The 24,731-nt window shown below is 61.0% G+C and carries 21 protein-coding genes and 3 pseudogenes; 15 read left to right on the forward strand and 9 right to left on the reverse strand.

The genetic code is table 11. The annotated features are described in order from the left end of the window. Window positions 1–192 precede the first annotated feature (192 nt). Window positions 193–1,170, reverse strand: a complete 978-nt coding sequence (locus MMG94_RS21225) for an AraC-like ligand-binding domain-containing protein (RefSeq protein WP_016922135.1) — start codon at window positions 1,168–1,170, stop codon at window positions 193–195. A gap of 165 nt (window positions 1,171–1,335) precedes the next feature. On the opposite strand from MMG94_RS21225, the gene MMG94_RS22250 reads away from it, so the two are divergent. Further along, entirely contained in the window at window positions 1,336–1,803 is a 468-nt protein-coding gene (locus tag MMG94_RS22250) for a hypothetical protein (protein WP_016922136.1), read from the forward strand. Window positions 1,804–1,992: 189 nt separating this feature from the next. Here MMG94_RS22250 and MMG94_RS21235 read toward each other — a convergent pair whose 3' ends face one another. Next, window positions 1,993–2,670, reverse strand: a complete 678-nt coding sequence (locus MMG94_RS21235) for a response regulator (protein WP_040579681.1) — start codon at window positions 2,668–2,670, stop codon at window positions 1,993–1,995. After that, window positions 2,667–4,067 carry a sensor histidine kinase gene (locus tag MMG94_RS21240; protein ID WP_016922139.1) on the reverse strand — a complete coding sequence of 467 codons (1,401 nt, stop codon included), beginning with the start codon at window positions 4,065–4,067 and terminating at the stop codon, window positions 2,667–2,669. Before MMG94_RS21240 ends, MMG94_RS21235 begins: the two co-directional genes overlap by 4 nt. Window positions 4,068–4,268: 201 nt before the next feature. Here MMG94_RS21240 and MMG94_RS21245 point away from each other — a divergent pair, with 201 nt between their 5' ends. Continuing rightward, the gene (locus MMG94_RS21245) at window positions 4,269–4,670 is read left to right on the forward strand and encodes a hypothetical protein (protein WP_026016555.1); all 402 of its coding nucleotides are present in this window, start codon (window positions 4,269–4,271) and stop codon (window positions 4,668–4,670) included. Window positions 4,671–4,721: 51 nt separating this feature from the next. Beyond that, window positions 4,722–5,090 carry a group I truncated hemoglobin gene (locus MMG94_RS21250; RefSeq protein WP_016922141.1) on the forward strand — a complete coding sequence of 123 codons (369 nt, stop codon included), beginning with the start codon at window positions 4,722–4,724 and terminating at the stop codon, window positions 5,088–5,090. A gap of 394 nt (window positions 5,091–5,484) precedes the next feature. On the opposite strand, the gene MMG94_RS21255 is transcribed toward MMG94_RS21250, so the two are convergent. The 4 genes from MMG94_RS21255 to MMG94_RS21270 all read right to left on the reverse strand — a co-directional run bounded on the left by MMG94_RS21255 (window position 5,485) and on the right by MMG94_RS21270 (window position 10,241). Then, window positions 5,485–6,552 carry a DUF3047 domain-containing protein gene (locus tag MMG94_RS21255; protein WP_016922142.1) on the reverse strand — a complete coding sequence of 356 codons (1,068 nt, stop codon included), beginning with the start codon at window positions 6,550–6,552 and terminating at the stop codon, window positions 5,485–5,487. 429 nt (window positions 6,553–6,981) lie between these two features. After that, on the reverse strand, window positions 6,982–7,854 hold the full coding sequence (locus tag MMG94_RS21260) for a TniQ family protein (RefSeq protein ID WP_195840190.1): 873 nt from the start codon (window positions 7,852–7,854) through the stop codon (window positions 6,982–6,984). Continuing rightward, on the reverse strand, window positions 7,851–8,732 hold the full coding sequence (locus MMG94_RS21265; protein ID WP_016922186.1) for a TniB family NTP-binding protein: 882 nt from the start codon (window positions 8,730–8,732) through the stop codon (window positions 7,851–7,853). Before MMG94_RS21265 ends, MMG94_RS21260 begins: the two co-directional genes overlap by 4 nt. A gap of 12 nt (window positions 8,733–8,744) precedes the next feature. Next, on the reverse strand, window positions 8,745–10,241 hold the full coding sequence (locus MMG94_RS21270; RefSeq protein ID WP_338037875.1) for a Mu transposase C-terminal domain-containing protein: 1,497 nt from the start codon (window positions 10,239–10,241) through the stop codon (window positions 8,745–8,747). A 249-nt stretch (window positions 10,242–10,490) separates the two neighbouring features. Between MMG94_RS21270 and MMG94_RS21275 the strand changes: the two genes are divergently transcribed. From MMG94_RS21275 to MMG94_RS22255, 11 genes and pseudogenes are all read left to right on the forward strand, one after another. Continuing rightward, a complete protein-coding gene (locus MMG94_RS21275; protein ID WP_154420486.1) occupies window positions 10,491–11,408 on the forward strand; it encodes a S53 family peptidase in 918 nt (305 codons plus the stop codon). A 399-nt stretch (window positions 11,409–11,807) separates the two neighbouring features. Continuing rightward, window positions 11,808–11,957 carry an AAA family ATPase gene (locus MMG94_RS21280; protein WP_016921458.1) on the forward strand — a complete coding sequence of 50 codons (150 nt, stop codon included), beginning with the start codon at window positions 11,808–11,810 and terminating at the stop codon, window positions 11,955–11,957. Continuing rightward, complete coding sequence (locus MMG94_RS21285) at window positions 11,954–12,130, forward strand: hypothetical protein (protein ID WP_016921457.1); 177 nt, start codon at window positions 11,954–11,956, stop codon at window positions 12,128–12,130. The genes MMG94_RS21280 and MMG94_RS21285 overlap by 4 nt, the downstream gene beginning before the upstream one ends. An 87-nt stretch (window positions 12,131–12,217) precedes the next feature. Beyond that, window positions 12,218–13,528, forward strand: coding sequence for an MFS transporter (locus MMG94_RS21290; RefSeq protein ID WP_016921456.1), 1,311 nt, complete (start codon window positions 12,218–12,220; stop codon window positions 13,526–13,528). Between the two features lie 544 nt (window positions 13,529–14,072). Then, entirely contained in the window at window positions 14,073–15,890 is a 1,818-nt protein-coding gene (locus MMG94_RS21295; protein ID WP_154420484.1) for a hypothetical protein, read from the forward strand. Window positions 15,891–15,899: 9 nt separating this feature from the next. Continuing rightward, window positions 15,900–17,648 (forward strand): hypothetical protein, encoded by a 1,749-nt coding sequence (locus tag MMG94_RS21300; RefSeq protein ID WP_016921454.1) that lies wholly within the window; start codon window positions 15,900–15,902, stop codon window positions 17,646–17,648. 247 nt (window positions 17,649–17,895) lie between these two features. Continuing rightward, on the forward strand, window positions 17,896–18,624 hold the full coding sequence (locus MMG94_RS21305; protein WP_154420482.1) for a hypothetical protein: 729 nt from the start codon (window positions 17,896–17,898) through the stop codon (window positions 18,622–18,624). Next, complete coding sequence (locus MMG94_RS21310) at window positions 18,621–18,848, forward strand: hypothetical protein (protein ID WP_154420480.1); 228 nt, start codon at window positions 18,621–18,623, stop codon at window positions 18,846–18,848. Before MMG94_RS21305 ends, MMG94_RS21310 begins: the two co-directional genes overlap by 4 nt. A 232-nt stretch (window positions 18,849–19,080) precedes the next feature. After that, complete coding sequence (locus MMG94_RS21315) at window positions 19,081–19,392, forward strand: type II toxin-antitoxin system RelE/ParE family toxin (RefSeq protein WP_026016478.1); 312 nt, start codon at window positions 19,081–19,083, stop codon at window positions 19,390–19,392. Window positions 19,393–19,405: 13 nt separating this feature from the next. Further along, on the forward strand, window positions 19,406–19,687 hold the full coding sequence (locus tag MMG94_RS21320; RefSeq protein WP_016921451.1) for a helix-turn-helix domain-containing protein: 282 nt from the start codon (window positions 19,406–19,408) through the stop codon (window positions 19,685–19,687). 934 nt (window positions 19,688–20,621) lie between these two features. Continuing rightward, window positions 20,622–20,696 (forward strand): annotated as a pseudogene (locus MMG94_RS22255) (hypothetical protein); the annotation flags it as partial. Between the two features lie 136 nt (window positions 20,697–20,832). Here the strand turns inward: MMG94_RS22255 and MMG94_RS21325 are convergent. After that, window positions 20,833–21,015, reverse strand: a pseudogene (locus MMG94_RS21325) (transposase); the annotation flags it as partial. Window positions 21,016–21,245: 230 nt separating this feature from the next. On the opposite strand from MMG94_RS21325, the pseudogene MMG94_RS22260 reads away from it, so the two are divergent. Beyond that, window positions 21,246–21,474, forward strand: a pseudogene (locus MMG94_RS22260) (transposase zinc-binding domain-containing protein); the annotation flags it as partial. 104 nt (window positions 21,475–21,578) lie between these two features. On the opposite strand, the gene MMG94_RS21335 reads toward MMG94_RS22260, so the two are convergent. Next, on the reverse strand, window positions 21,579–24,698 hold the full coding sequence (locus tag MMG94_RS21335; RefSeq protein WP_016921445.1) for an efflux RND transporter permease subunit: 3,120 nt from the start codon (window positions 24,696–24,698) through the stop codon (window positions 21,579–21,581). Window positions 24,699–24,731: the final 33 nt, after the last annotated feature.

The raw sequence follows: 24,731 nt of genomic DNA on the forward strand, positions 1-24,731 counted from the left end.
GTCTCGCCCACAAGCGTCCTGGTCGCCAGTTCTCCACGCCATGCGAGAATTCGGGACCAAAACGCGCCGTGACATCGCGAGACCAGCCACGCCAATCCATCGGCGACGCAAAAAACGTGCGAAGACAATTTTCGACCTGAGTTCGGCAATCTGGGCGACCGATCGCTCCGCCAGAGCGGCGCTGAACTTCACTCACTTCGAAACACGATAAGTAAGATCAAGGTTCAAATTCTTGTAGTCGCGCGGCGAGCAGCCAAACTTTTCTTTAAAGCTCCGGCTAAAATGCGAGAGGTCATTGAACCCCCACCGAAACGCGACGTCGGTGATCTGGATTTCGGTACCGGCCGGAGCCGCAAGGTCCCGCCGGCATTCTTCCAATCGGCGTCCCAAGACATACCGCATCAGTGAGGCGCCGTCGTCCGAAAGAATGTCGTTGATATAGCGCGTTGACATCCCGACGCCTGTGGCGACCATTTCGGGGTCGAGATTGGGATCGACCAGGTTCCGTTCCACGAAACTCTTGATGCGTGCAAGCGCCGCCGGGCGTCCGCGCGAAGCGGCGGCCGCGGCCGGTCTCACCGTCGACAGCGATATTGCCAGTAGGTCGAGACAATTTTCCGAGAGTGCGGCGACTTGGGCCGCAGACAAGTCTCCCGCCTGCTCCGCGCAGGCGGTCAAAAAGGCGGCGGTCACCGCGCCCGCGCCACGATCTCCGGGAATACGCAGAGCGGAACAATGCTCGACCCCGACGATCCTCTCCCTTAGTCCCGAACGCGGAATGGAGAGTATCAGTTTGGAAAAGCGCCCCGGGCAGAAGATGCGATGTGGCCGGGTGGCGTCATAGATTGTCATATCGCCGGGACGCAGAACCACCTCGCGCCCATCTTGCTGCAGCGAATAGTCGCCTGAAAGGAGGACGACCGCGAAATAAGCGTCCTGGCTGATCTTGTCCGGCTCTCTCGGCAGGCGTTCGATCGTAATGGCGTTCGAGCGGATCGACGAAAGGCGAAGATTCCCCCAGGGATGGATCGTCATTTCATTGAACAGGCGCCCAACTGTCGGCGGCGTGATTTCGACATTGGCGTATTCTCGGCCGATCACTTCGCGCAACCATTCGCGGCGCTGTCCGACAGGAAGGTGCTCAGTCGAGAGATTGATCGGATTGGACATGCGCGTCCCTTCAGCGATTGTGCAATTCCCCTCAGCGCGTTCCGGATTGCTAAAAACGCGTGGAGATCCGTCACGGTCAAATTCTCGTTCCGCCTCGATCGAGCGGAGCCGGCCCGCATCGTCTATCCTCCAAATGATCCCGACTCCGGCGAAGGACATCCAGGAATGCCAACACGAACCACTGAAGAGACCAATGTTCTGCTCTTGAGGGGAGCCGCCTTATGGCTGCTTGTCGCGCTCCTCCTCGCCTTTTGCCTCGTCGGGCTGAATTTCGGTGTCCCGTTCCTGAAGGCGCTATTTGCCGGCAAGCAGTCGAGGCTGGTGCAGTCGCACATCGATTACCTCTTGATGAGCGCCCTGATTTTAGGCTTCTACGGCGCGCGCGTTCCTTTGCATTGGTCGATCCGCTGGGCCATGGTTGTCGGCGCCTTCACGAATTCGAGCCTCTTTCTCCTACAGGCGATCTTCCCAGTCCTGGATTCGCCGGGTCCCGCCGAAGGAGCCCTCCCTTTGCTGTTTCGCATCTATCTGATGATCAGTCTTCCGTTGGCGACCTACGGTTTCGGCGGCGCGGCGATCAGCGTCTTGTGGTCGACATTCCGGCGCGGAACAACGCAATCCGCCACTTCCTGACGGGCCGAATTGTGGAGAGGCGCATTTTGGAAATGCATGCCGCGGGGGAGACCCTTAAAGGGTGGATGCGCCTTATCCGCTTGCAACCAAAACCCGGTCGTCGAAGCCGCTGTGCGCCGGCGTGTGTGTATCCCTCCTATCTTTGAAAGCCTCACCAGCCTCTCAGCGGTTTCGAGGCAGTCGAGCGATCTAACGATTCGCAGTTATCGGGCTCTTCAGATCGAGGCTCTCGGCGTTGACCAGACCGGCGCCAATGGCGATCCATACGAGATGAGCGTCGGTTGGCGCGCCGACTTTCGACTTGATCTGATAATGATAATTCTGAATCGTCTTTGGGCTGAGCCGAAGCAGCTCGGCGATTTCGTCCGTTGTCTTGCCTAGCGCCACGAGACGCAAGATTTCCGTCTCGCGAGGCCCGAGTTCGTCCGTCAATGATTGTGGTTGCGCCAGGCGCTTAGCAGCGATCTCTCGCGCGATATCGTCGCTCAACGCTCGGCCGCCTTTCGCGACGAGCGCAACGGCGCGGATCAATTCGGAAGCGTCGCTGCTCTTAGTTACATATCCGGACGCGCCGACTTCAAACGCTTTCAATGCGAACGCTGCGCCGCCATGCATCGTGAAGACAAGAATGTGGGCGCGCTTATCCCATTGTCTTATGTGGCGAACGGCCTCAAGACCGCTGGCGCCTGGGAGCGATAGATCCATAATCACGACATCAGGCGACACGGACTTGTAGGCTTCGTAGGCGGACGCCGCGTCACTTGCTTCAGCGACCATCCGATAACCTGGCTGTCGCTCCAAGAGCCGTCTATAGCCTTCCCGGACGATTGGATGGTCGTCGACGAGTAAGATGGTGATATCGCTCATGCGGCCGCAACCTCCGGGGTAACAGAAGCGATCAATCCGCGGAGCGGGATTTGCGCCGCGATCTTCACGCCGTTGGCGGCGCGACCTATCGAGAGCTTTCCGCCAAAGGCCGCGACGCGTTCACGGACGCCCAAAATGCCGTGTCCAGTTGAATTGCAAACCCGCGAGGGATCGCCGCCGCCGTCATCCTCGACTGTCATGGCGACGACGCCGTCATTAGACGGCAGCCGCTCTATCCGCAGATACACCTCACGTGGATCGCCGTGACGGATCGCATTCGTCACGCATTCTTGCGCAATTCGATAGACGCTCGTTGAGATCGCTTGAGGGACCGAGTCGAGGTCACCCATGAGATCAAGGTGGACAACCGCTTTCGACGCGCTTTGGGCGTTCCAGACCGAGACCAGTTGAACGAGGCTGCCTTCGAGCCCCAGTTCTTCTAGATCCTGCGAACGCAGTCGGGCGAGCGCTTGGCGCAATGTCGCCATCATGCGCTTCGCCGTTCGCGCGATCGCCCGCGCATCTTCGGCGAGGTCTTGACGCTCCTCGGCGCCGGTCTCGATCGCCGCCGCGAAAGCGACAGTCGCGGTAAGGCACTGACCGAACTCGTCGTGCAGATCGCGTGCGAGGGCGCGGCGCTCCTCTTCCTGTACCTCGAACAGGCGCTTGGTCAGCGCCATCCGCTCCGTCGTCGTTTGGGCGAGACGTTCGGCGAGGTCATTGACCGCTCGCGCGATCAGGCCGAATTCACGTTCGCCGTACGCCGCAATCCGGTGCCGATAGTTGCCGCTCTCGAGATGTCGGAGCCCGTCGACGATGCGCCCGGTCGGCGCAAGAGCATGGAAAATGACAAACGCGGCAAGGAGACAAATCCCGATCGCCATGGAAACGGCAACCGTCAACACGACTGTAATCTGGCGCCAGGCTTGGCGAACGGCTGCCGAGGGCTCCGCCCTTGCAGTGACGATGGCGTGCCGCTCTCGGCTCGACACCCGAAGAGCGACGGACGCTTGCGGCCCAAAGAGACGATTGAAGGCAGTCGAGAACCAAGGCGGCGCTGGAGCGCCAACGCCTTCGATCTGGCTGCAAAGCGTATGCGGCTCCTCGGCGTTCCCAGAATACAGTGTGATGCAGACGCCAGGCGCGATGAGTTTCAGCGTGTCCAAGGTCTCCCATTCCGTGGGTGGCAATAGGAGCCTGTCATCGCGCAGCGTCCGCCGCCACAAGATTTCCCGCCAGAACAGATTTTCCAAGCCATGCACCACACGCTCGGCGGACGCATTTGTTTCAAAATCAATCGTGCGATGGGCGTCGACCATGACCCACGCCGCCGTGATCGAGAGGCAAAATACGACGACGCACGTCAATCTCAGGATCAAGCGTACGATCAATGGCATTTTGCTCTCCGTGCTCAAGAAGGAACTCTCTGCGCGATTAAGGAATATTCAAGTCCGCTGCCTCGCGCAATCGACGGCGACCTCACGACTGCAATATCGGGCAAATTGCCCAATCGGCTCGAGGCTAAACGCCGAAGCGCCCGACCGTCGAATGGCGACATATCCCGTGCGGTCCAACCGGAAATCGAGGAGAAGGATTAAGTGGAAATACTGCTCATAGGCTCAGCCGCATGCATCGTCGCCCTAATCGTGACCGCTTGGCTCATGACTCTCGCAAAGTGGTTCCCAATCAAGGCGGTTGACGCCTTCATCATCGACTATAAAACCATGATCAGGGCCCACGTCGACTATGCTCTAATGGCGCTCTTCGGCGTAGGATTTTATGGCTCCGGAGTCGAACTCCCCATCATAGCCTGTTGGTGTCTTGCGATTGGCGGATTCTCCAATCCAACAGTATTCACGATCGCCGCCTTCGACCCGAATTTCTGGGATAAGAAAATCTGGCGGGCCTACACGGCGCTCAGTTTCTTTGTGACCTCCGTCGGGTTTTTGTGGATCGCCTATGCCCTCGTCCGGCATGCAATCGACAAGGGCCTTTTCTAAGCGCCGACATGAAATGAGCCCCATAGCCCTTTACACCTGCGAGTCCGAACAATGACGAAAACACTTTACGAGAGATTGGGCGGCTATGACGCGATTGTCGTCGTCGTGGAAGATCTGTTGGGACGCCTCAAGGCCGACGAGCGACTGGCTCGCTTCTGGCGAAATCGAGGCGAAGACGGCGTCCTCAGGGAAAAGCAGTTGCTGGTCGACTTTCTCTGTTCGTCGGCTGGCGGACCGCTCCATTATGCCGGACGGAGCCTAAAGACCTCGCACAAGGGTATGGGCGTCACCGAACTCGACTGGGAGGCCTTTATGACGCACCTCAAAGCGACATTATTCAAATTCGAACTCGCCGATCGAGAACGATCGGACGTGCTCGCCTTTGTCGACGCCACCAAGATGGAGATTGTTGACGTGTAAAAGGTCCGGATTTGGCGGAGGCGAGATAGATCATCGCGAGACCCAACAGACGTGCGACCCGTGCCGCCCAAACTGAAGGCGACGGACAAATTCCGCCTCACCGAGAATCGTGACAACCTATTGATAATATTATATCTACCGCAATGGCCTTGCTTTTGATGCGTCGCAGCAATACCATGTTGCGGTGCAGCGTTCCCTCGTTGCGCAGCCCTCCTTGGGCGTTTCCTCCCTTGACTTGGCCGCTGGGTGACCGGCGGCCTTTTTTTCATTCGATCGGGCAGCGTCCTCGGAGGCCCGTTGCAGAAGGGCCGGCGCGGATCCTCGGCTTGCGACAACGATTGTGCTCGTCATCTACAAAAACTGGGCGCAAGGCGCTCGCGACGACAGGAGTAGATTACAATTTGAGCGCCGCGCCATCCTCTGTGACGACGCCGATGTCGGCGTAACGGCATGCGCCGCGTCGGCGCTGGAAGGGCGTGACCGCCAGCAGCCAAATATGGCTGATGCCTGTCGCCGGCCCGCCAATATGAGCCGCGTAATCCGCGGCAATGTCGCGCTGGAATGTTCGCCAGGAGCCGAGCCCCTTGGGGCCTGAGTCAACGATCATATGTGTTTCGATCTGGCTCCAACCCGCCAGCGGGCAACGAAATACCTTGCCGGTCGGCAGCGCCGCGCTCCAGATATAGGTGAGGTCCTGCCCGTCCTCGAATTTCACGCCGATAGAGAGATAATCGTGGAAGGGCGCCTGATCCTCGGCGACGGCCGAAGGGAGTTCGTCGATCTTCCAGCGCCATCCGAGTTTCGGCCCCGCTGAGAACGGAAGCGACAAAGGACGTTCGATGATGGAGGCGAGGCCAACGCTCTCGCAGACAATGTCGCCGTTCTCGGCGCGGGAGAAGACTTCGGCGCCGCCACCTAGACTGAAATAGTTCGACCAGCCCTCTGGGAGCTTGCGCCCACGCTTCAGCCGCGCAATTTCGGCGGCGACGAGACCGTCCACGTCACCCTGCGCCGCGAGACTGGCGAGGCCGGTGGCGGCGTCGCCTTTCCAAACAAGCGCAACGCCGATAATTGTCGCCTCCTGCTTGCGATACTCGTCCTGAGGCGTCCAGAGCTTCCCGTCTTCGTTGGAAAATTGCGCGGCGGCGCGGGCCATCTCGAGCGGACCGTCGTGGGCGGCGGTCATCGTGCCCGTGTCCGTTCCCGGGCTATAGATCGGTCGTTTCCCACGGGTGCGCGCGTGGAAAACCAGACCGGGAGGGAACCAGAGGTCGAATTGGCGCGCGATCCACATGCGGCCTGTGAGGAGAAACGTGACTTGCTGTCCCTTTGCGGCCTCGAGGCCGAGATCAATCCAAGGTAGGTCGGGCCCGTTTATTTCGAACAGGTGGTAGGCAGCGAGTTCGGGCGATCTCGCCCTCGCGATCAGGTCCGTGACGCTCTTATTGAAGCCTTCCGACAACGAACCACTCTGCTCCGCCGCAAAGGCCTTGTTTGAAGGGCTGGCGGCAAAAGGCAACGACGCCCCGAGAACTGCGGCGCATCGCAGCATCTCACGCCTTGAAAGACCATTGGGGTCGGCAGGGTTCGGCGCGAAGGACTGCAGACAATAAAGACACATCGTTTTCTTCCTTGAGGTCTCGCCAGAACAGATCCGAAACTTTGCTCGAACAACGGCTCCGCTCGCGATCGTAGCCGCTCCTCCCCATCGCGGGTTGGGCATGACGCACGACGCCAACCGGGCAATTTGCCCAAGGTTAGGAGCCCCTCGTCTTCCGCAACGCCCCTAATTCGCAACGGGAGCTGGGTGTCACGTTGCACTTAATTGCAATAATGCGCCGGTTCACGCCCGTTGCTGCAGCAAATGTGAGAATCTCCTGGACCAAATTTATCAAATATGCTGCAAGTATGATAATTCCACGGGCTCGGGTGGAATGCAGAGCATGGTCGCGGCCAGTTCGCGAAAGCGGGAGCGGTTCTGGTCGATCATTCTCTCTTCGAGCCGCGCCAGCATGAATGGGCCCTGACGTTCAAGGATCGCGACAGCGGCAAGCAGCGCCGGGCGCAGCATAAGCGGCAGGATTGGTTTGGCGGGGGAGGGAAGAACGATCCGGCTATTTGCGAGAACGGCGTCGATTTCCGGAAGAACGGCTCCAAGAAGTCTGGGATTGCCATTGGGCGCGGCATTACTTGTTCTTGGGTCGCGTCGCATCAGCAGGAGACGCGCCAATTCCATTGGCGGCGCCCAGCTTTGAACGCCATGCTGCGCTTCGTCGTCAATCAGACGTTGGCCATTGAGCGCTTCGTTCCAATTGGAGTTGATAGGAGACGCGACCGCATTACCTTCATTGTCGCTGAGTGGAGAACCGCATTGCGAGCACGTGATGCGCCATCCGAGAAGTTGGCTTCGGCTTACAGGCTCTGGACCCTTCGAATTTGCTTGGTGCCGGCAATTCGCACAGAACTGCATTGGCTTCGCGGCGATCCATCGATGCGAATCTGGGCATAAATTTGCAAAACTCATTTGCCGAACAACGGTCGCGTCCGTTCTGAACACGTGAGCTATGCACGCGGCTTGTTTGGTCGTCCGTCGGAAATCGATCTCGCGCATCGACGACGCATCAGACAGACAATGCCGAAGCATGGTGACAGGCTGAACGCCATAAAATACCGCATGCCGACAGATCCATGACGACAAAAGCTCATATGTCAGCGGTGGAAGCACGACCGGCAGCTGGTCGCAATGAGGAAGCTTGGGCGTCACGCGAACGCCGCTTCCATATCGAGTTCTGGCTGCCAACTCTCGATGGCTTCGTCGCAGATTTGCTCTCTTCCAGTTTCAACCGCCTCCACGGCGAGATTGTTGATCAGATGGAAGATGTTTGCCGTGATGCCCTCGGTCACTTGAAGCATCCAACGCAATGATTTCGGGCTGAGCACGGAAGGATTGCGTAAGGGCGTGTTGCGCAGAATGGACGCGACGAGCGCTTCAAATTGTTCATCCGCCGCCCAACGGTTCAACGTGAACTGTTCAAAACGGCGGGCGAGTTGAACATCCCCGCTGATCGCTTCACGCGCTTCGTTGACGCCAAAGCAGACGAGCGAGATTTGGAGGCGATTGCTCAGGAATCGAAGGGTGTTGAGCACGACCCTCTGTTCCCGATAGGAGCCCGCGAGAATATTATGGACTTCGTCGATAACGAGCACCTGAACGCCGATCGCCTCCATGATCCGCAATGCAGACTGCTCCATCTGCGCAATGTCTGCACGGGGGCGCTGTGGCGCGCCGAGGAGCGTGAGCAGTTCAGCATAGAAGCGGCGTTCTCCCGGTCGACTGGTCATCTCCATCGCGAGTACAGGCGTTCGGAGCGCGCCCGTGACCGCATTGAAACCCGGCGGGTGTTCGTCACGGAATCGCTTCATGATCATGGTTTTGCCCATGCCGCTGTCGCCATAAATCGCAACGGATGGCATCCTCGTTCCCCGAGGATGGTTGAGCAGGAGCCCCAAACGGTCGAGGGCCTGTTTGGCCCGCGGATACAGAACCCAACGGCGCGACTTTATTGCGCGGATGCGACGTTCATCGGATTCCGAGAGAAGTGCGGCGGCGGCAGGCGTCAGATGGGAGCTTACATCGTTCATGTCAGCATCCGTTCAGTCCGAGTCTTCAACAAAGGGCACTGGCTGTCTGGAATCGACGCCGCGCAGCGAGCCCCAGCCGTTGCGATCTCCCTTGGATTTTGAACCGGCGGCCTTTCCGCGTCGAGACGCATTCGTCTTCCTTTTCGCGTCGTCAACAAGTTCTCGCTGAGCCATCGCGGTGCGGATAATCGAGCGCATATCGACTTCGCGGCGTCCTTGCGCCAGTAGGGCGCGCCGCGCCGTCAACGCCTCGCGCAGCGTCACTGACGGCAAGGTTACATCGGCATAGCGAGCCTCGATAAAATTGCCGGAGGGTCGCCGAATGAAGATTCGCGACATGTCGCGGGGATCATATTTTACCAGGAGCCGTCGCTTGGTTCTGCCGACATCGGCGCTGAGCGCCGAGGACCAGTAACGCAAATTGAACAGATGGATCCCGTCCGGGCGCAATGTGCGTTCCTCTTCAGGCAAAAAGGTCAACCAGAAGCGCATCCGATCGTGAGGTAAGCGGAGCGGAATGTCTCCCTCGCGTTCTCGCCATACAGCGATTGGCGGACGACACAAACTGCTATGAATCGATTGATGGTACGAACCGACGATTTCGAGGGCAATGTACCGCTCGACTTCACGCAGGGTCAGGGCCGCGTTTAGCTTCGGATCATACTCGCCACGCTCTGCGATATTGCTGGATGTCGAGCCGGGCAGGAGGTGAACGGCGCCCATCTGCGTTCCGATTAGGCGTTCGATATGTCCGCCATAGTGCGGCGTGCGGCATGGCCTCCACTGAATATTCATTCCGGCGTCTTCACAGCCGCGGATAAAGGCGCGGCTGCGAAATTCGGGGCCGTTATCGACATGCAGCACTGCCGGCAGCCCCGCAACCGGCCATAGTTCGTCGATCTCCCGATCCTTCAGCCATGCCGATTTGTCGAAAACCGAATGAAGCAGACAAAGACTCACGGACAAACGAGAGGGAGCGTCCATTGTCAGATAGAAGCCCGTCACCATGCGACTGAACACGTCAATCGCGAGCGTCAGCCACGGACGGCCGATTGGCTCGCGCGTTTCTTCATCGACGACGATGATGTCCGCTCTGGTGTGATCAACCTGGACAAGTTCCAAAGGCTGAGACGCGCCCAGCTCTCCGGGCGTCGGCGTTGTCGCCTTGACGATCGACGTTTCTCCACGTCGCTTCGCTCGCCGTTGAAGGTCGATACTTTCTAAACGATTTTTGATCGTGCGCCAATTCGGCGCCTTAAAACCGGCAGCCAAGCATTTGGTCTGCACTTCGCGAACCAGTCGCGAGAAGGGCGGTCGTGTTGGCTTGAGATAGAAGCGCGAAATTGTCGCGCGGATAATTCCATCCCGCTCCTTGTCCAGCGTGTGATGATCCTTCCGCCGTCCGCGCTTACGATCGACTAGTGCGGAGACGGCTCCTCCCTTTCGAAAGAGCCGGACCAATCGATAAGCCGTGGCCTGGCTCACGCCGAGTACGGTCGCAAGCTCCAAAATCTCTTCGACGGTCGATCGATTTGGTCGCCGGCGCACAAATTCGCGTATCGCGTCCGCGCGGCGGCGCGCTTCTTCCCAGTCCTCCGGGTTCACATCGTCGGGGAACGGATCAGACATTGAGCCTTACCAAACCGGCGCATGTGTGGCTGCCCAATTATCAAATAAGGTGCAGCAAGCGCCGTCTTATTATCAAATATCATACAAATTATCAAATTAAGCGCAAGGCTAAGCTATTGATATATATGAATGCAGATTCTGCCGTTTAAATGCAGCGTGACAAAGGGCGTCACCGTCGCTTTCATCGAGCAGGACCTCAGAGTCGATCTGGCCAAGATCGAGGCCTACTACGCGAAGCTGGGCGTCGGCCCCGTGACCATCGTCGTTTCGCCGGAGTGGGGGCCGCCCAACGCGCAGGACGGCCCAGAGTCGCTGAAACCTGACGGCGAAACAATGATGGATCTCAAGCTCACCGGAGCGGTTGCGCCCGGGGTGACGCTCGTGGTCTACGGCGTCGCGCAGGAATACGGCTACTCGTCTGATCCGTGGGTGGACGCCCTGATCGTGGCGCTCACGAACGAGACGCATCCCTGCGACGTCATGTCGATCAGCCTCGGCGGACCGGAATCGACATGGTCCAGGCAGACGGCGCTGAGCGTCGATTTCCTGTTCGCTTTAGCCGGCCTGCTCGGCGTCACCGTGTGCGTCGCCTCCGGCGATTTCGGGGCGCCTGGCAACGTCGATCACGGCGGTGCCTACACGCGGAACTGCGCGTTTCCGGCGTCCTCGCCGTTCTGCCTCGCCTGCGGCGGGACCGAACTCGTGCTCACGCAGCAGGACGACCGGCGCATCCTGAAAGGCGAAGTGGCGTGGAACGAGATGACCGCGATCGGGCAGAAGCGCGCGACCGGAGGCGGCATCAGCATGTTGTTTCCGGTGCCCGATTTCCAGCAGGCGGTCACGCTGCCGGCGCCGCTCAATGAGAGGCAGACATCGGGCCGCGGCCTGCCGGACGTGGCCAGCAACGCCGCCGGCGACAGCCGCTACGATGTTGGCTATGGCACGAGCGCCGCTGCGCCGATGTGGGCGGCCCTGATGGCGCTGTTCATAGAGGAAAATGGCGGACAGCCGATCGGCTACCTTAACCCGCTGCTCTATGACCTGTAGCTCGGCGGCGCGTCCTGCTGCACGCCGATCACCGACGGCGACAACGGGCCGCCCGGTTCAAACATCTCGTTCCCGGCCGGGAAGCCCTGGAGCGCCTGCTGCGGGCTCGGTTCGCCGCTCGGCTCCAGTCTCGCCAAGGCGCTCGGGATCGGCGGGGCGACGCGCTAAAACCGGTCTCGGCGCAAGGCGGATGCGGAAGCCGCGTCGTCATGACCGGTTCGCCGGTTGCAAGGCCTCGCCGGGCGGCATGACCGTCCGGCCTCCTCCCGATCATTCTCACATTTCGCAATGGCGATCGACGCAGGAAGCTGTTCTCACCACCGTCTTCATTCGAAACCGGATTTTCGAGAGAGGGGCTCTATGCTTTGATGTCGATCCCGTTCAATGAAAGGAGGCGGAATGGATCGGTTCGCCGTCATTTCCGGATGCCCCGGCGGCGGAAAATCCACGCTGTTCGCCGAACTGAAATGGCGAGGTTATGAGATTATAGAAGAACCGGATCGCCGCAGGCCGAGGTCCGGCGCTGGTTCGACGCTTTCGCGAGAGTGAACCGCCTCGATCTGCTTCAGGACTGGATCGTGCATTTGCTCAGCGACGAGTCGCCCGATCACATCATGTATCGCACGCCGACTCTGTCGACGCTGCACTCGCTCGGATTCGCCGACGTGCGGTTGATCTACAGCGAAGACGTCGACATGCTAGTGACCGCGACGAAGCATTGACGGGCGCTTCGTTCGTGAAACGGCGCTTTCGGCGACCGCCCGGAAGCCGACGTCGCGTCGCGCCGCCAACGGAGAGAGAATGCTATAATGCGATCCATATCAGCGGGCTCGAACGCCTTCCCCGCGCGAGCCGGACTTTCGCGCGACGACATCAAGACGCTCGGCCTGGCCTCGCTCGGGGGCGCGCTTGAATTTTACGACTTCATCATCGCGGCCTTCTTCACCACGACGCTCGCCGCCGTGTTCTTCCCCCGCGACACGCCGGACTGGCTCGCCCAACTCCAGGTGTTTTGCGTCTTCGCGGCCGGCTATGTCGTCCGCCCGTTCGGCGGCGTGATCCTCGCGCATTTCGGCGATCGCCTCGGCCGAAAGAAAATGTTCACCTTCGGCCTGTTTCTGATGGCGCTGCCCACGCTACTCATCGGCTTGCTGCCGAACTACGAGACGGCCGGGATCGTCGCCCCTCTTCTCTTCCTTGCCTGCCGGATGCTGCAAGGCCTGTCGGTCGGCGGAGAAGTGCCCGGCGCATGGATTTTCTGCGCGGAGCATGTGCGAGAGAATCGCGTTGGCCTCGCCTGCGGGCTGCTGATGGGCGGACTCTGCCTGGGCATTCTGCTCGGCGCGCTCACATCCAGGGTCGCGACGTCGGCGCTAAGCCCGGAAGAGCTCGTCGCCTGGGGATGGCGAATTCCATTCCTGATCGGCGGAGCGTTCGGCCTGATCTCCGTGCATCTGCGCCGATATTTGCGGGAAACGCCCGTCTTCGAAGCTTTGCGCGCGCGGCGTGAAACCGAGTCCCGGCCGCCGCTCTCGATCGTGCTTGCGAGCCATGGGCGCAAAGTCCTGGTCTCGATGGCCGCCATCTGGGTTTTCGCCGGCGTCTTCGTCACTTATTTCCTCTACCTTCCGACCTACTTCCAGACACAATGGAATTATCCTGCGGCCGATGTCTTCACCGCCAATTGCTGGGGGGTCTTTCTGCTAACGCTCGGCGGCGTCTTCGCCGGCTGGGCAGCCGACATCGTCGGCGGCGGCAAGACCTTCATGATCGGCAGCGGCCTCATGTTCGCCGTCATGGCCGTTTTGGGGCTCGCGCTGGGGGACGCGGAGGCGCACGTCCTGAACCTCTATGCGCTGGGCGGTTTCTCGATCGGCGCGATCACCCTCGGCCCCTATATCATCGTCCGCAGCTTTCCGCCGGAGGTGCGCTTCACCGGCTTCGCGCTGTCCTATAACAGCGCCTATGCGATTTTCGGCGGAACGGCGCCGCTGGCCATGGCGGCGCTCGTCGGCGGGCAGGAACTCGTCTCGGCTCCATTTTACTATATGATGACGCTCTGCATCCTCGGCGCGGCGATCGGCGCGCTCTGGCGCCCGTTCGACGAAACGCAGGCGTGAGCGGGAACGGTCTCAAGATGAGCGGCGCGGGGCGTCGATCCCAGCGCCGACGCGTTGGAAAGGCGGGAAGGCGCAATGAAAAATTACGAAGGTTCATACCCTTTTGATCAGCCAAAGCAGGCAATTAGGGGCGGTCAGGACTCCAAGCAAATTCAATCACGGCCGTTCAGTCAAATTACAATTCTTGCCGAGAGTGTTGGGCTGAAACGCGTTTTCCTCTTTTCGACAGTCGGACCGCGGTGTCATCGGCGCCGGCCGTTCACCGTCAACCTTGATCGGCAACCTATTGCTTATCGCGTGTGCGCCCGAGGACTGCCCGATCCAAAGCGGTTGATGAAGCGCATGTCGTAGAATCAAGGATCTGAGATTGGACTGGGAACCGATTGCGCTGCTCCAGCGTTTCCGCTGTGCGGATGGAGTGCGGCTCATGGTCGATCAGACGCAAATTTCTTTTTTGGGCGATTGGCGAATTACAATTACCGGAAAAGACGCTGCTTGGGCGCAACGCGTGGTGGTAGGCGGAACTGCGGCTGGAACGCAGATCTTGGCTGGCAATCCCGGCGCAGCCATCGACATATTCGGCAATGGGCAGTCGCCATGGACGCTCTCTATCGAACACAATGACGGCGTCCATGGCTGGCAGCCCAACTTTATACGCGGGACGTCCGCGATCGCCGGTCCGCATTTATCCTGGATCGTCGCATCGGAAGACGACACCACGCCAAGCAGCGACCGTGATTTCAACGATCTCGTCATACGTCTCGACAAGCTTGGGCTCGTAAGCCAACCAACGCCGCCCTTCGCGATCCTTCCCGAAAGTTTGCAAGCGATGCCCGAGGGCGTTTTCGAGGCGACGCTCGGGCGCTATCTGATGGCTGTCCGGATCGAAAATATCTGGACTTTGCCATGGCCGCAGACGGCGCGCGTCGGTTTGAGCGATCGTTGCCGCGCCTGGCTCGCGGCGGCGGGGGTGAATGTCATTGATAGTTGGTCAGTGAAGGACCAGGAGGCGCTCGGTCAGCAGGTCATTGGCGGTCGCGTCGTCGTCGGCGCGCTCGAGCCCTGGGGAACTCGACGAATTTATTTCAAGGTCGACGTCGCCAACGCGCAGGTGCGAAAACATCAGGTCGAGTTGCAGGTCGTGACGGACCAGGGGGCCGAAGACATCGCACTGCTCAACAAGGCGGCGCGGGCGCCGATTTCCGTGACCCGCACAACTTTCGACCGAGCGCGACAGGCGTTTGTCTCGCGCTGCGACGCAGGCGTCATGACGGCCTCGATCAAGCGTATGGCGATCGATCTGACCACTTTCAAGCGCGCGATCGGCATTGCGCGTAGCATCGGCCTTGGCGGCGCGGGGGGTGGACAGACCGGCGGCGGAAGCGGCGGGACGGGCGGCTGCGACAAGCGAACCCTGGAACTGGTTCGCGCCGAATTGCGGGCGTTTCTCGACGGCAAGGAGATCGATCTTTGTGCGCTTCGGCGGCTCGTCTCGTGCTGCTGCGCCGGCCAGACCGGCGGCGGCGGGGATGGCGGCGGCGATTGGACAGGAACGCTTGATCCGGGGGTCAGTTTCTTTCTGTTTCCAACCGAGGTGGATTATGCGGTCGAATACGCCAATCCATATTCCGGGCAGTTTGGGCCGATCCCCTTTCAGGATCCTTGGTGGAAGATTCTGCTGATCATCATCGCCATTATTTTGACCATCGCCGCCGCGGTTTCGGGCGGCTCGGATTTGGTCAATAAGAGCGACGATGCGGTGATTGGAACGCTGACGCGTTCGGTGTTGAATGCGCTGAAAACGCAGCCCCCGAACCCGCCGGCGAGCGACCCGGGCTCTGTCGACGCCGCGGTGGTGACGCTGAATGGGAATCGTGCGTTAACCGCCGCCATGTTCACCGTTCTGGACGCCGCATCGGACGAGGCGTCAACCACGCCGATCGAAACGCTCGGCGGGAAGATCGACACGCCGGGCACGTTTCTAACCAACGCGCAGTTAACGGCCGTCTTTCAGAACCTCGCAGACAATCCCGGCGATCCGGCGGCACAGGATGCGCTGCGGGCTTTCAAGTCTGGCTCGCGCAGCGGCACGAGCTCGGGCCTTTTAATGTCGGGCATCGCACCTGTGAAGCCGCGCACGGAGGAGGATGGCAGCACAGTCTTCTTCGTCAACCAATTGGTCTTCAGCCCGGACGAAACGGGAAACGCTCTGTCCTGCCCCGGCGATTCGGGTTCGCTGTGGTTCCAGAAGTCCAGTCTCGCCGTCATCGGGCTGAATCACGCCGGCCACGAAGATGGCTCGGATGCAATTGCATGCCGCATAGAAGACGTGTTGACCGCGATGGGCATAAGGTTCGCGTAAGGAGGCAGCATGTCGGCTATCACGAAGCGTCTGCCGCTCGACCATGCCGCCGCAGCAGAGGGACGTCGGCTGGCCGCCGATCCAAACATCGTTTCCGTCGGCTTCGGACTGAAATTTGTCGGCGGCAAACCAACCATGGAGGTCGCGCTCCACTATTATGTGCGTGAAAAGCTCGCCGCCGATGACGCGATCGAGCAGCGCGGAAGCGAGAAAGTGCCGCCGCAAGTCGAGGGTTACAAGACTGACGTATTGCTTTGGAAGATAGCGCGCGCTAACGCCTGCCCCGACAGCAAGCGCCCGACCGCTGAACGCGGCTCGCGTCGTGAGGATCCGTTGGTTGGCGGCACGTCCACCGCCATTCTCGGCGGCTTCAGCAACATTCTTTTTCACTACGGAACGCTCGGCGGCATCTGCTTCGACGCCGGAAACGGCGCAGCGATGGCGATTTCCAACGCCCATGTCTGGGGAAGCGATCTTGGGACGGAGGCGATCCAGCCCTTCCCGCCGGTTTCCGATTATGTCGGCGGCGCGATCGAATGGCTGGCCTGTGGAGGGCCGCTCTCGCATCTCTTCACATGGACGGCGCCAAGCGCGCTCACTGGCGTTTTGACCGGCGCAGCCGCGGCGGCCTGGGTCGCGGCCGCCGCTTCCGATGCGGAAGACCCCAACCGTTGGGGACAACGCGTCAGCCCGATACCGGCGGCAGGCGTAAAAACGACCCGCGAGCGAATTCAGCTTGTGGCCAAGCTGCCGCGTATACCCTTCCCGGGCCGCCATTGGTCAAGCAAGGCGATGTGGGACTATACGCGCGATACCACGGCGGGATCGAACAATGTGATGACCGACGAGGCGCGATCCAATGAGCATGTGCTTGTCGGCAAGCGGGTCTTTACCGACCGTAATGTCTACAGCCCCGGCGATACGGTTGGAATCTGCGCTCAGCTCTGGACCCTGGCCGGCGAACGCGATCCGGAGCGTTTCGTGGTCGCACACAGCTTCCCTATTCGCGATCCTGGTCGCGTGATCCAGCGCGTGCTCAGACAGGGCGCGGCTTGCGCCCGGCTCGACCGCGCGCTCGACGAGGGCCGTCAGTCTATTTGCATTCATGGCTTCCCTCACCAGGTTGCGGGCGTCGCGGCGGTAAACTTCCCGTTGATCGCCGCGCCCTTTGTCGTCATTGGCGAGGACTCGTCCGAACTTCTCGATCCTGGCCCAAACAACCCGTCCGGCGTCTCCGCACTTCGTCTGCCAAAGCGGCTGCTGGCGATCGCCTGTCCGCCGAGCACGCATGTGGATCTCTCGCTTTTCCATCGCGGCGCTGCGGTGCGCGTGCGGGCGATCAGCGCAAACGGCGCCGCGGTCGATCAAGCGGTGACGCCGCCCGATCCGGACGTGGCGCACCGCCTACGCCTTACCGGGCCAGAAATTATTCGCATCGAACTTGACGGACGGGACGGAGATGGCTTTCTTGCTGAGATCTGCGTCGACAAGCGCATGATCGGCGTCGAAAAATGGAAAGGCGTCTCGACCTATTACGGCGGGAGCTTTCCGCTCCCACGCAACGAGCCCGACGGCAAATGGGCGGTCGTGGTGATCAGCCAATCTCTCGACAATACGCCCACAAATGGCGATCCGATCGCAGCAGCGCGCAAGCTGGGCGGCATCGTGGATTCGGCCAATGTTTCCGAAACGGGGGAATGCGCCTGCGAGATACTGTTCGACGCAACATTCGACGTGGCCGCCCCGATTTTGCTTTGAGTTATACTTTGTGAATGTGGTCGTTCGGCCAACCGAACTATGCGTGAACGCGTTGCGACGCTTCGTGCACGAGCCGGGCGTTTCATGGCCACGTCCGCAACCGACTTTGAATGCCGAGCCATTGAACTCCAGGGCGAACCCCCGCCAGGCGTCAACATTGATTAGACGGAGAGCTTGACGCTGTGCGAATCCGTGCGCCACTTCGAAAGTGGTACGCTGTTTCGCGCGTGGCGAAGAAGGAATGTTCATGTTTACGCTCGCTGCCTTGCTTTCGATGGTGCTTGTGAGCATCATTGTCGCTAGCCATGCATCGCTGGCGTTCGCTGACGAGAAGCGGCGCGCCAATCTGCAAGCACGTCGGGACGAGATTGAGGAGATTTTTCAGACCGGCGACGAGGACGAGGAATACGACGCCGACGCGCTCTCGACCGAGGCCGACACCATCGAGGCGAGCCTTGAATCGCTTAGCGAGAAATATCGCACCTATGATAAAGCGGAAAAGGCGCTCGCGGGCGCCGTCGTTTCGGTTGGCTCCAAAGGCGAGCTTGTCGTCTCGCGCGGCCTTGTGCGGCAGGATCAGGCGCGCTACTGGCAGACCTCACCAAGACCCGCACGACGGCGCTCGCCGTGGAGATTGCGAAGCGGCTGGACGTGGCCCTTGCTTGCGCGGTCCACGCGCTCGCAACAAACTGGTTCTACCGTGGTCGCTCGCATTCGGTTGCGGTGGACATGCAGGCGCGCGGTCCGAATTTGGACGCGACGCCGGACGCTGAAAACGCCGCCGTCTTCACGCGGTTCAGCGAAAGCGAAGGCGCATGGCGTGCGCGCCTGCCCCGGAAGCAGGCCGAGCTATTCGATTGGTGTCTTGACGCGAAGCTCGACGACTTGCTCGCTTTGCTTGCTCAGTGCGTCGCTATGTCGGTCAACGCCGTTCAGCTTCCGCACGAGCCCCGCTCTTATGGCGCGGCGCACATGAACCATGCAGCGCAGATCGCTCAGGCCGTCAATCTCGACATGCAGCAGAGCGCGTCGGACGTGTTCTTGCAGCGCATCCCGAAGGCGCTCATCACGCAGGCCGCGACCGAGGCTGGCGCGCCCGGCGAGATCGTCGCCGCGCTCCCGAAGCTGCCGAAGGGCGAGGCCATCACGAAAGCGAAGAAGCACCTTGCGACTTGGCTTCCCGCGCCGTTGCAGACGTAGGCGCCTGCACCGATCGTCGCGGACGAGGACGAGGAGTTTGACGAGGGCGACGACGAGCAGGTTGCCGCCTAGCGTGCGCGTCGGGCCGGGCGCCATGCGTCCGGCTCCCACGCCGCCCGCGCTGCGTTTCTCTCCTGCAGCGCGGGCGGTTTTGCGTCGCGCAGATTCGCGCTCCGTTGCATCTACAACTTGCGTCGTTATATCAAAACTGACATAAACTATCATGGCTGACATGAAACGCGTCGAATTTCTTGGGGATTCCCTTGAGCGGTTGCGGGAGTTTCCCGAAACGGCGCGGAAGGAGGCCGGCGCGCAGCTGCATAAGGTTCAACTCGGCCTTGAACCGAGCGACTGGAAGCCGATGACGGCCGTGGGGGCAGGGGTTCGGGAAATCCGTATCCGCGATGAAACGGGCGCCTTCCGGGTGCTCTACATCGCCAAAATAGAGGACGCTGTTTATGTGCTGCACGCCTTTCAGAAGAAGACGCAGCAGACAGCGAAACGAGATTTGGACCTGGCCGCCGCGCGGTTGCGGCAAATCTAACGGAGGCGCGACGATGGAACGTCAGAGCTTTGCGAATGTGTGGGACGCTTTGGAAGACACGCCTCAAGAAGCGGCGAGCATGACCATGCGGTCCAATCTTCTGATCGCCGTGGAGCAGCGAGTTCGGAGTTGGAATGTTACCCAGGCCGAGGCGGCCAAGCGACTCGGGATCACGCAGCCGCGTCTGAATGACCTTCTGCGCGGTCGGATCAAGAATTTCAGTCTGGAAGCACTCATCAATCTCGCCGCGCAGGCGGGGCTTGCGGTTCGTCTCGATATTGCCGACGCCGCGTAAATCGGCGCGCCGTGACCTGCCGGTCCCGGCGCGCGGCGTCTTGCAGACGTTCGAGCCGGCTCCCGACGAAGCCGGAGCGACGAACCGCGCTTTGTGTCTTTCGACTCCCATGCGGTGTTGTCCGTCCTTTCCCCCTTATGCAGCCTTCGTGCAGGCGGCCAGGTCGATCGCCGCCGAATCAGCCGAACGTTCACAAACTCGCCTTTCCCAATCGAACGGGACCGACGAGAAGTGCGAGTCAACCGCGTGGGCGTCAGGTTGCGATGTCTCATTTCGACCGCCGGGGAAGCTCGGAAATCATTTGCGGCCGCGCGACCTCCGATCTCCTGGCCGTCGTCGTCTGACAGTTGAAAGGATCCAAGGTGCGAAGGCGGCGGCCGACCGACTTTCCGGCGACGACGCGGATGTCCGTGACCTTCGATGGCGCGCTCACGGAAGCCAAAGCGCGCGAAGGGCTGTCGCGCGCCCGCTCCGGGCCATTGTTACGCTTGGCGATTGGAAGCCGAGGACGAAAAGACCGTCGCTCATCTTGTCGCCGTCGCCGCCGGCTCCGGCCGGGACGATCGGGGGAAGCGCGAGCGCATCTACGCCAATGCGAAATCCCTCGGCGATCTCTACGACAAGATCGAGGACGCCTTTTCGCGCGACGCCAATTTCTCAGAGCCCAAATGGGCTCATGGCGTCGAGGGCGCGACGACGATGCTCGCGGCGCTCACAAAGGCCGGGAAGATCGCGGCCGAGACGGACACCGGAAAAGCGCTCGCTGCGGAAGCCGAGCGTCAATTTTCGCGCCAGCCTTCCGCGCGCGGCAGGGAGCTTCCCGCGAAATTCAATCCGGCCTTGCAGCTCGCTAAATCGTGGGGTCCGGCCATGCGATCGAGCAGCCCGCGCGACGCTCGCGCGCGAGTTCAAGGGCCACGAATATGTCTTCGTGATGCACACGAACCGGCTGCACATCCATGTGCACGCGGCGATCCGGCTGACCAGCCCGACCGGCGAGAAGCTGCATCCTGGGATTCAGGATTTCGCACGCTGGCGCGAGACCTTAGCCGAGGAAGCGCGCGAGCGGCGGATGCCGATGGAGGCCGTTCGCCGTTTCGATCAGGCGCACCCCCCCGGCTACAAGCTCAAAGACGTGAAGATGATCGAACGCGGCATGGCGCCTGGCCGGGGCCATCGGCATAAACGGCGCCGAGCGTCTTTTCGAGAAAGCTCCAATCAATCGCCGCGGCGAGCTTCGCCAGCGGATGCTTCATGTCGACGATCTGATCGAGCCGCGCCCGGAAAAGGTCGTTCTGCCCGCTATCGCGCCGCTCTCTCGGCCGCATCGCGAATCTCCCCTCATCGATCCCGACGAAGCCACAGAATCACGACGCCAGTCGTCGAGCAAAATCGCAAGAAAACCAAGTCAAAACACGCGCGAGCTTGCGAAAACGAGTGCTGCGAAAATGCGAAATCATGCGCGATTTCAACGCGATGAGCATTCTTCACAGGCGACACCCTCAGACAGGAGGTTTCCAGATGGCCGATATCAGCCCTCTGCGCCGTCGTATGATGCATCGCCTACAACTCCTGCCGTAACCGGCATTGCCCTAAATGCCAGGGAGCTGCGAGAGCCGCCTGGCTCGACGCGCGCAAGGCCGAGCTTGCTGCCGGCGCCTTATTTCCATCTCGTCTTCACCCAGCCGCCGGCGGCGGCCGAGATCGCCTTCCAGAACAAGAGGCCCGTTTACGCCGGGCTGATGCGCGCCGTCGCCGAGGCGACCATGACGCTCGCCGCAAATCCGAATGTCAATCAGCATTGAACCGGGACAACTTGCAGAGTCTCCCGCGCGACGAGGAGCTGGAATCGGCTTTGGCGCTGAAAGAACGTGGCGCACGCCTCTCGTCCTCAACAAGTCGCATCCGTCGTAGCCTCGCTCAGTCCGTCGACTCCGGCGGGCGCTGCAGCGGGGCGCGCTTTTTGTAGCTTGCTCATGATGAGATAAATGACGGGCGTCGTGTAGAGCGTCATAATCTGACTGAGCAGCAGACCGCCGACGATGGTGACGCCAAGCGGGCGCCGTAGCTCCGCGCCGACGCCCGTCGCCAGGGCGAGCGGCAGCGCCCCCAGCATTGCCGTGATCGTCGTCATCAGGATCGGGCGGAACCGCTCTGTCGCCGCCATCAAGGCCGCGTCGCGCGCGGAGAGACCTTTCTCACGCTCGGCCTGGAGCGCGAAATCAACAAGCATGATTCCATTCTTTTTGACGATGCCGATCAATAGCAGCATGCCGATCAAGGCCATGGTGGTGAACTGTGTTTGAGACGCCTGGAGCGCGAGCAACGCGCCTAGTCCGGCCGAGGGCAGCGTCGACAGGATCGTCACCGGGTGTACGAGGCTCTCATAGAGCATTCCGAGAATGACATAGACGGCGATAAGCGCGCCGAACACAAAGAGCGGCGTCCCCTTCGCCATTTTGAGGAAGTCCGCGGCGTCGCCTACGAAATCTGCGTGCAGCCCATCTGGAATATGCAGATCGTTCATCGCCTCGCGAACGGCCGCCGAAGCGTCGCCGAGTGAATAGCCCGGGGCCGTGTTGAAGGTCAGTGTGATGGCGGGAAAGACGCCCTGATGATTGACGGCGAGCGGCAGGACGCCGCGCTCGACGCGGGCGACTGCGGCCAGCGGCGTGATCTGTCCGCCGGCCCCCGCCACATAGACATTATCGAGGTCGGGCAAGCTGCGCTGACGCGATTCAGGCGCTTCGACGATCACCCGATATTGGTTGCGCTCCGCGTAGATGATCGAAGCCTGTCTCTGGCCGAAGGCGCTGTTCAGCGCAGCGTCGATTGAGGATATCGCCACGCCCATGCGTGACGCCGCATTGCGATCGATAACCACATTCGCCTTGAAGCCGCCTCTCTGGACGTCGCTTGACACGTCGATGAGCTGCGGCAGGCCCTTCAGCCGCCGTAGGACTTTCGGAGTCCATTCGGCCAGTTCCTCGACGGAGGAGTCCCAGAGCGAGAATTGAAATTGCGCCTTGCTCTGGCGGCTGCCCGAACGAAAATCCTGCGCCGGCGCCATGAAAATTTTCAGGCCGTCGATCCCGGCAAGATTCTTCCGAAGCCTTGCGACGACCTCTGCGCTCGTCGCTTTGCGCCGGTCAGCGGGCTTCAGGGCGATATAGAATCTGCCCTGATTGCCGAGCAGGCCAAAACCGGAAACGCCCAAAATGGAGCCGACCGCAGCGACGTCTGGATCGGCGGCGACCACATCGGCGGCCTTTCGCTGCAGATCGACCATTCTCGCGAAGGACGCCTCTGGCGGTCCTTCCGTCGTGCCGTTGATGAGGCCGATGTCGTCCTGCGGCATGGCGCCCTTCGGAATGGTGAGATAGAGCTGCGCCGTCGCGCCCATCGTCGTCAGGATCACAAGCAGGGTCGTGCGAGGACGGTCGATGACGGGGCGCAGCGTTCGGACATATAGCCGCAGCGCCGCGGCCAGCGTACGCTCCATGATCCGGTCCAGGATCGCCCGCTGCGCTGGCCGCGCTGCGCCAAAATGCGCGCAGATCATCGGCGTGACCGTCAAGGACACGAGCGTTGAGGCGACGATTGCGAAGCTCAGCGTGAATGCGAATTCGCGCAGCATCAGGCCGACGGCGTCGGTCATGAACAGCAGAGGGACGAACACCGCGACGAGCGACAAGCTGATCGATACGACCGTGAAGCCGATCTGCTGCGCGCCCTCGATCGCCGCTTCGAGACGCTGCATCCCACGCTCCATGTTTTTTTCGATATTCTCGATCATCACGATGGCGTCGTCGACGACAAAGCCGACAGCGATGGTCAGCGCCATGAGCGAGAAATTGTCGAGCGTGAATCCCGCCGTCCACATTGCCGTGCAGGCGCTCATGAGCGAAAGTGGAACGGTGACGCCGGCCGCGAAAGCCGACGCGGCGCTGCGAAGGAAAAGGAACACCACCAGCATCACAAGGGCGACTGAGACCAGCAGAGCCCGCTGGATCTCCCATACGCTGGCGCGGATCGTCTGCGTGCGGTCGGTGAGCACCGAGATTTCAATGCCGCTCGGAATCCAATTCCGCAGCCTCGGCAACAGCGCCTTTATGTGATCCACAGTCTCGATCACATTGGCGTTCGCCTGCTTGGAGACGACAATGAACACTGCGGGCTTGCCATTGTACCATCCGGCCGACAGGCGATTGCGCGAGCCCGGCTCGACGGTCGCAACGTCGCCGAGCTTCGCGACGGCGCCGCCAGAGGACGCAATCACGATCTGACGAAACTCGTCCGGCGTCTGTAGGAGATCATTGGCCCCAAAGGTAAGGGTACGCGCGCTACCGTCCAATGCGCCGAGCGGACCGAGGACATTGGCTTTCCTGACGGCGTCGGCCACCATGTCGATGCTGAGGCTCATGCCCGCGAGTCGGGCCGGATCCGCCTGCACGCGGATCGCCGGTTGCTCGGCCCCGGCGATCCTTACACTGGCGACGCCTGGAACCTGCGCGGTGCGCTGCGCGATGATCGAGTCCGCCACGTCATAAACCGCGCTGATCGGCAGCGTCTCCGACGTCATCGCGAGAACAAAGACCGGCGGGCCGGACAGGCTGGCTTTGCGGAAAGAAGGCGGCGACGGCAGGTCGGAGGGGAGATCGGCAGCCGCCGCATTGACCGCGGCCTGCACGTCGCGCGCCGCGGCGTCGATGTTCCGATCGAGCCCGAATTGAAGCGTGATGGAGGTCGAACCGTAAGAGTTGACAGAGGTGAGCTCGGTAACGCTCGAAATACCCGCGAGTCGTCTTTCCAGCGGCGCGGCCACGGTGGCCGCCATGGTGGCGGGGTCGGTCCCCGGCCGCGCGGCCGTAACGCCAATAGTCGGAAATTCGACGGCCGGAATGCTGGCGATCGGGAGAAAGACGCAGGCGACGGCGCCGAGCAGAAAAAAGGCGGCGGCGATCAGAGTAGTCGCGACGGGGCGTCGAATGAAAGGCGCGGAGATATTCATCTCGCGCCGCGCCGAAAAGGCGGTTGCAAGGCG

Origin of the sequence: Methylocystis parvus OBBP, assembly GCF_027571405.1 — a bacterium.
Taxonomy (GTDB): Bacteria; Pseudomonadota; Alphaproteobacteria; order Rhizobiales; family Beijerinckiaceae; genus Methylocystis; species Methylocystis parva.

Coding starts and splice junctions, on each gene's coding strand:
- MMG94_RS21225 (WP_016922135.1), bottom strand. CDS start 1,170: ATGTCCAATCCGATCAATCTCTCGACTGAGCACCTTCCTGTCGGACAG.
- MMG94_RS22250 (WP_016922136.1), top strand. CDS start 1,336: ATGCCAACACGAACCACTGAAGAGACCAATGTTCTGCTCTTGAGGGGA.
- MMG94_RS21235 (WP_040579681.1), bottom strand. CDS start 2,670: ATGAGCGATATCACCATCTTACTCGTCGACGACCATCCAATCGTCCGG.
- MMG94_RS21240 (WP_016922139.1), bottom strand. CDS start 4,067: ATGCCATTGATCGTACGCTTGATCCTGAGATTGACGTGCGTCGTCGTA.
- MMG94_RS21250 (WP_016922141.1), top strand. CDS start 4,722: ATGACGAAAACACTTTACGAGAGATTGGGCGGCTATGACGCGATTGTC.
- MMG94_RS21265 (WP_016922186.1), bottom strand. CDS start 8,732: ATGAACGATGTAAGCTCCCATCTGACGCCTGCCGCCGCCGCACTTCTC.
- MMG94_RS21275 (WP_154420486.1), top strand. CDS start 10,491: ATGCAGATTCTGCCGTTTAAATGCAGCGTGACAAAGGGCGTCACCGTC.
- MMG94_RS21280 (WP_016921458.1), top strand. CDS start 11,808: ATGGATCGGTTCGCCGTCATTTCCGGATGCCCCGGCGGCGGAAAATCC.
- MMG94_RS21290 (WP_016921456.1), top strand. CDS start 12,218: ATGCGATCCATATCAGCGGGCTCGAACGCCTTCCCCGCGCGAGCCGGA.
- MMG94_RS21300 (WP_016921454.1), top strand. CDS start 15,900: ATGTCGGCTATCACGAAGCGTCTGCCGCTCGACCATGCCGCCGCAGCA.
- MMG94_RS21305 (WP_154420482.1), top strand. CDS start 17,896: ATGTTTACGCTCGCTGCCTTGCTTTCGATGGTGCTTGTGAGCATCATT.
- MMG94_RS21310 (WP_154420480.1), top strand. CDS start 18,621: ATGAACCATGCAGCGCAGATCGCTCAGGCCGTCAATCTCGACATGCAG.
- MMG94_RS21315 (WP_026016478.1), top strand. CDS start 19,081: ATGAAACGCGTCGAATTTCTTGGGGATTCCCTTGAGCGGTTGCGGGAG.
- MMG94_RS21320 (WP_016921451.1), top strand. CDS start 19,406: ATGGAACGTCAGAGCTTTGCGAATGTGTGGGACGCTTTGGAAGACACG.
- MMG94_RS21335 (WP_016921445.1), bottom strand. CDS start 24,698: ATGAATATCTCCGCGCCTTTCATTCGACGCCCCGTCGCGACTACTCTG.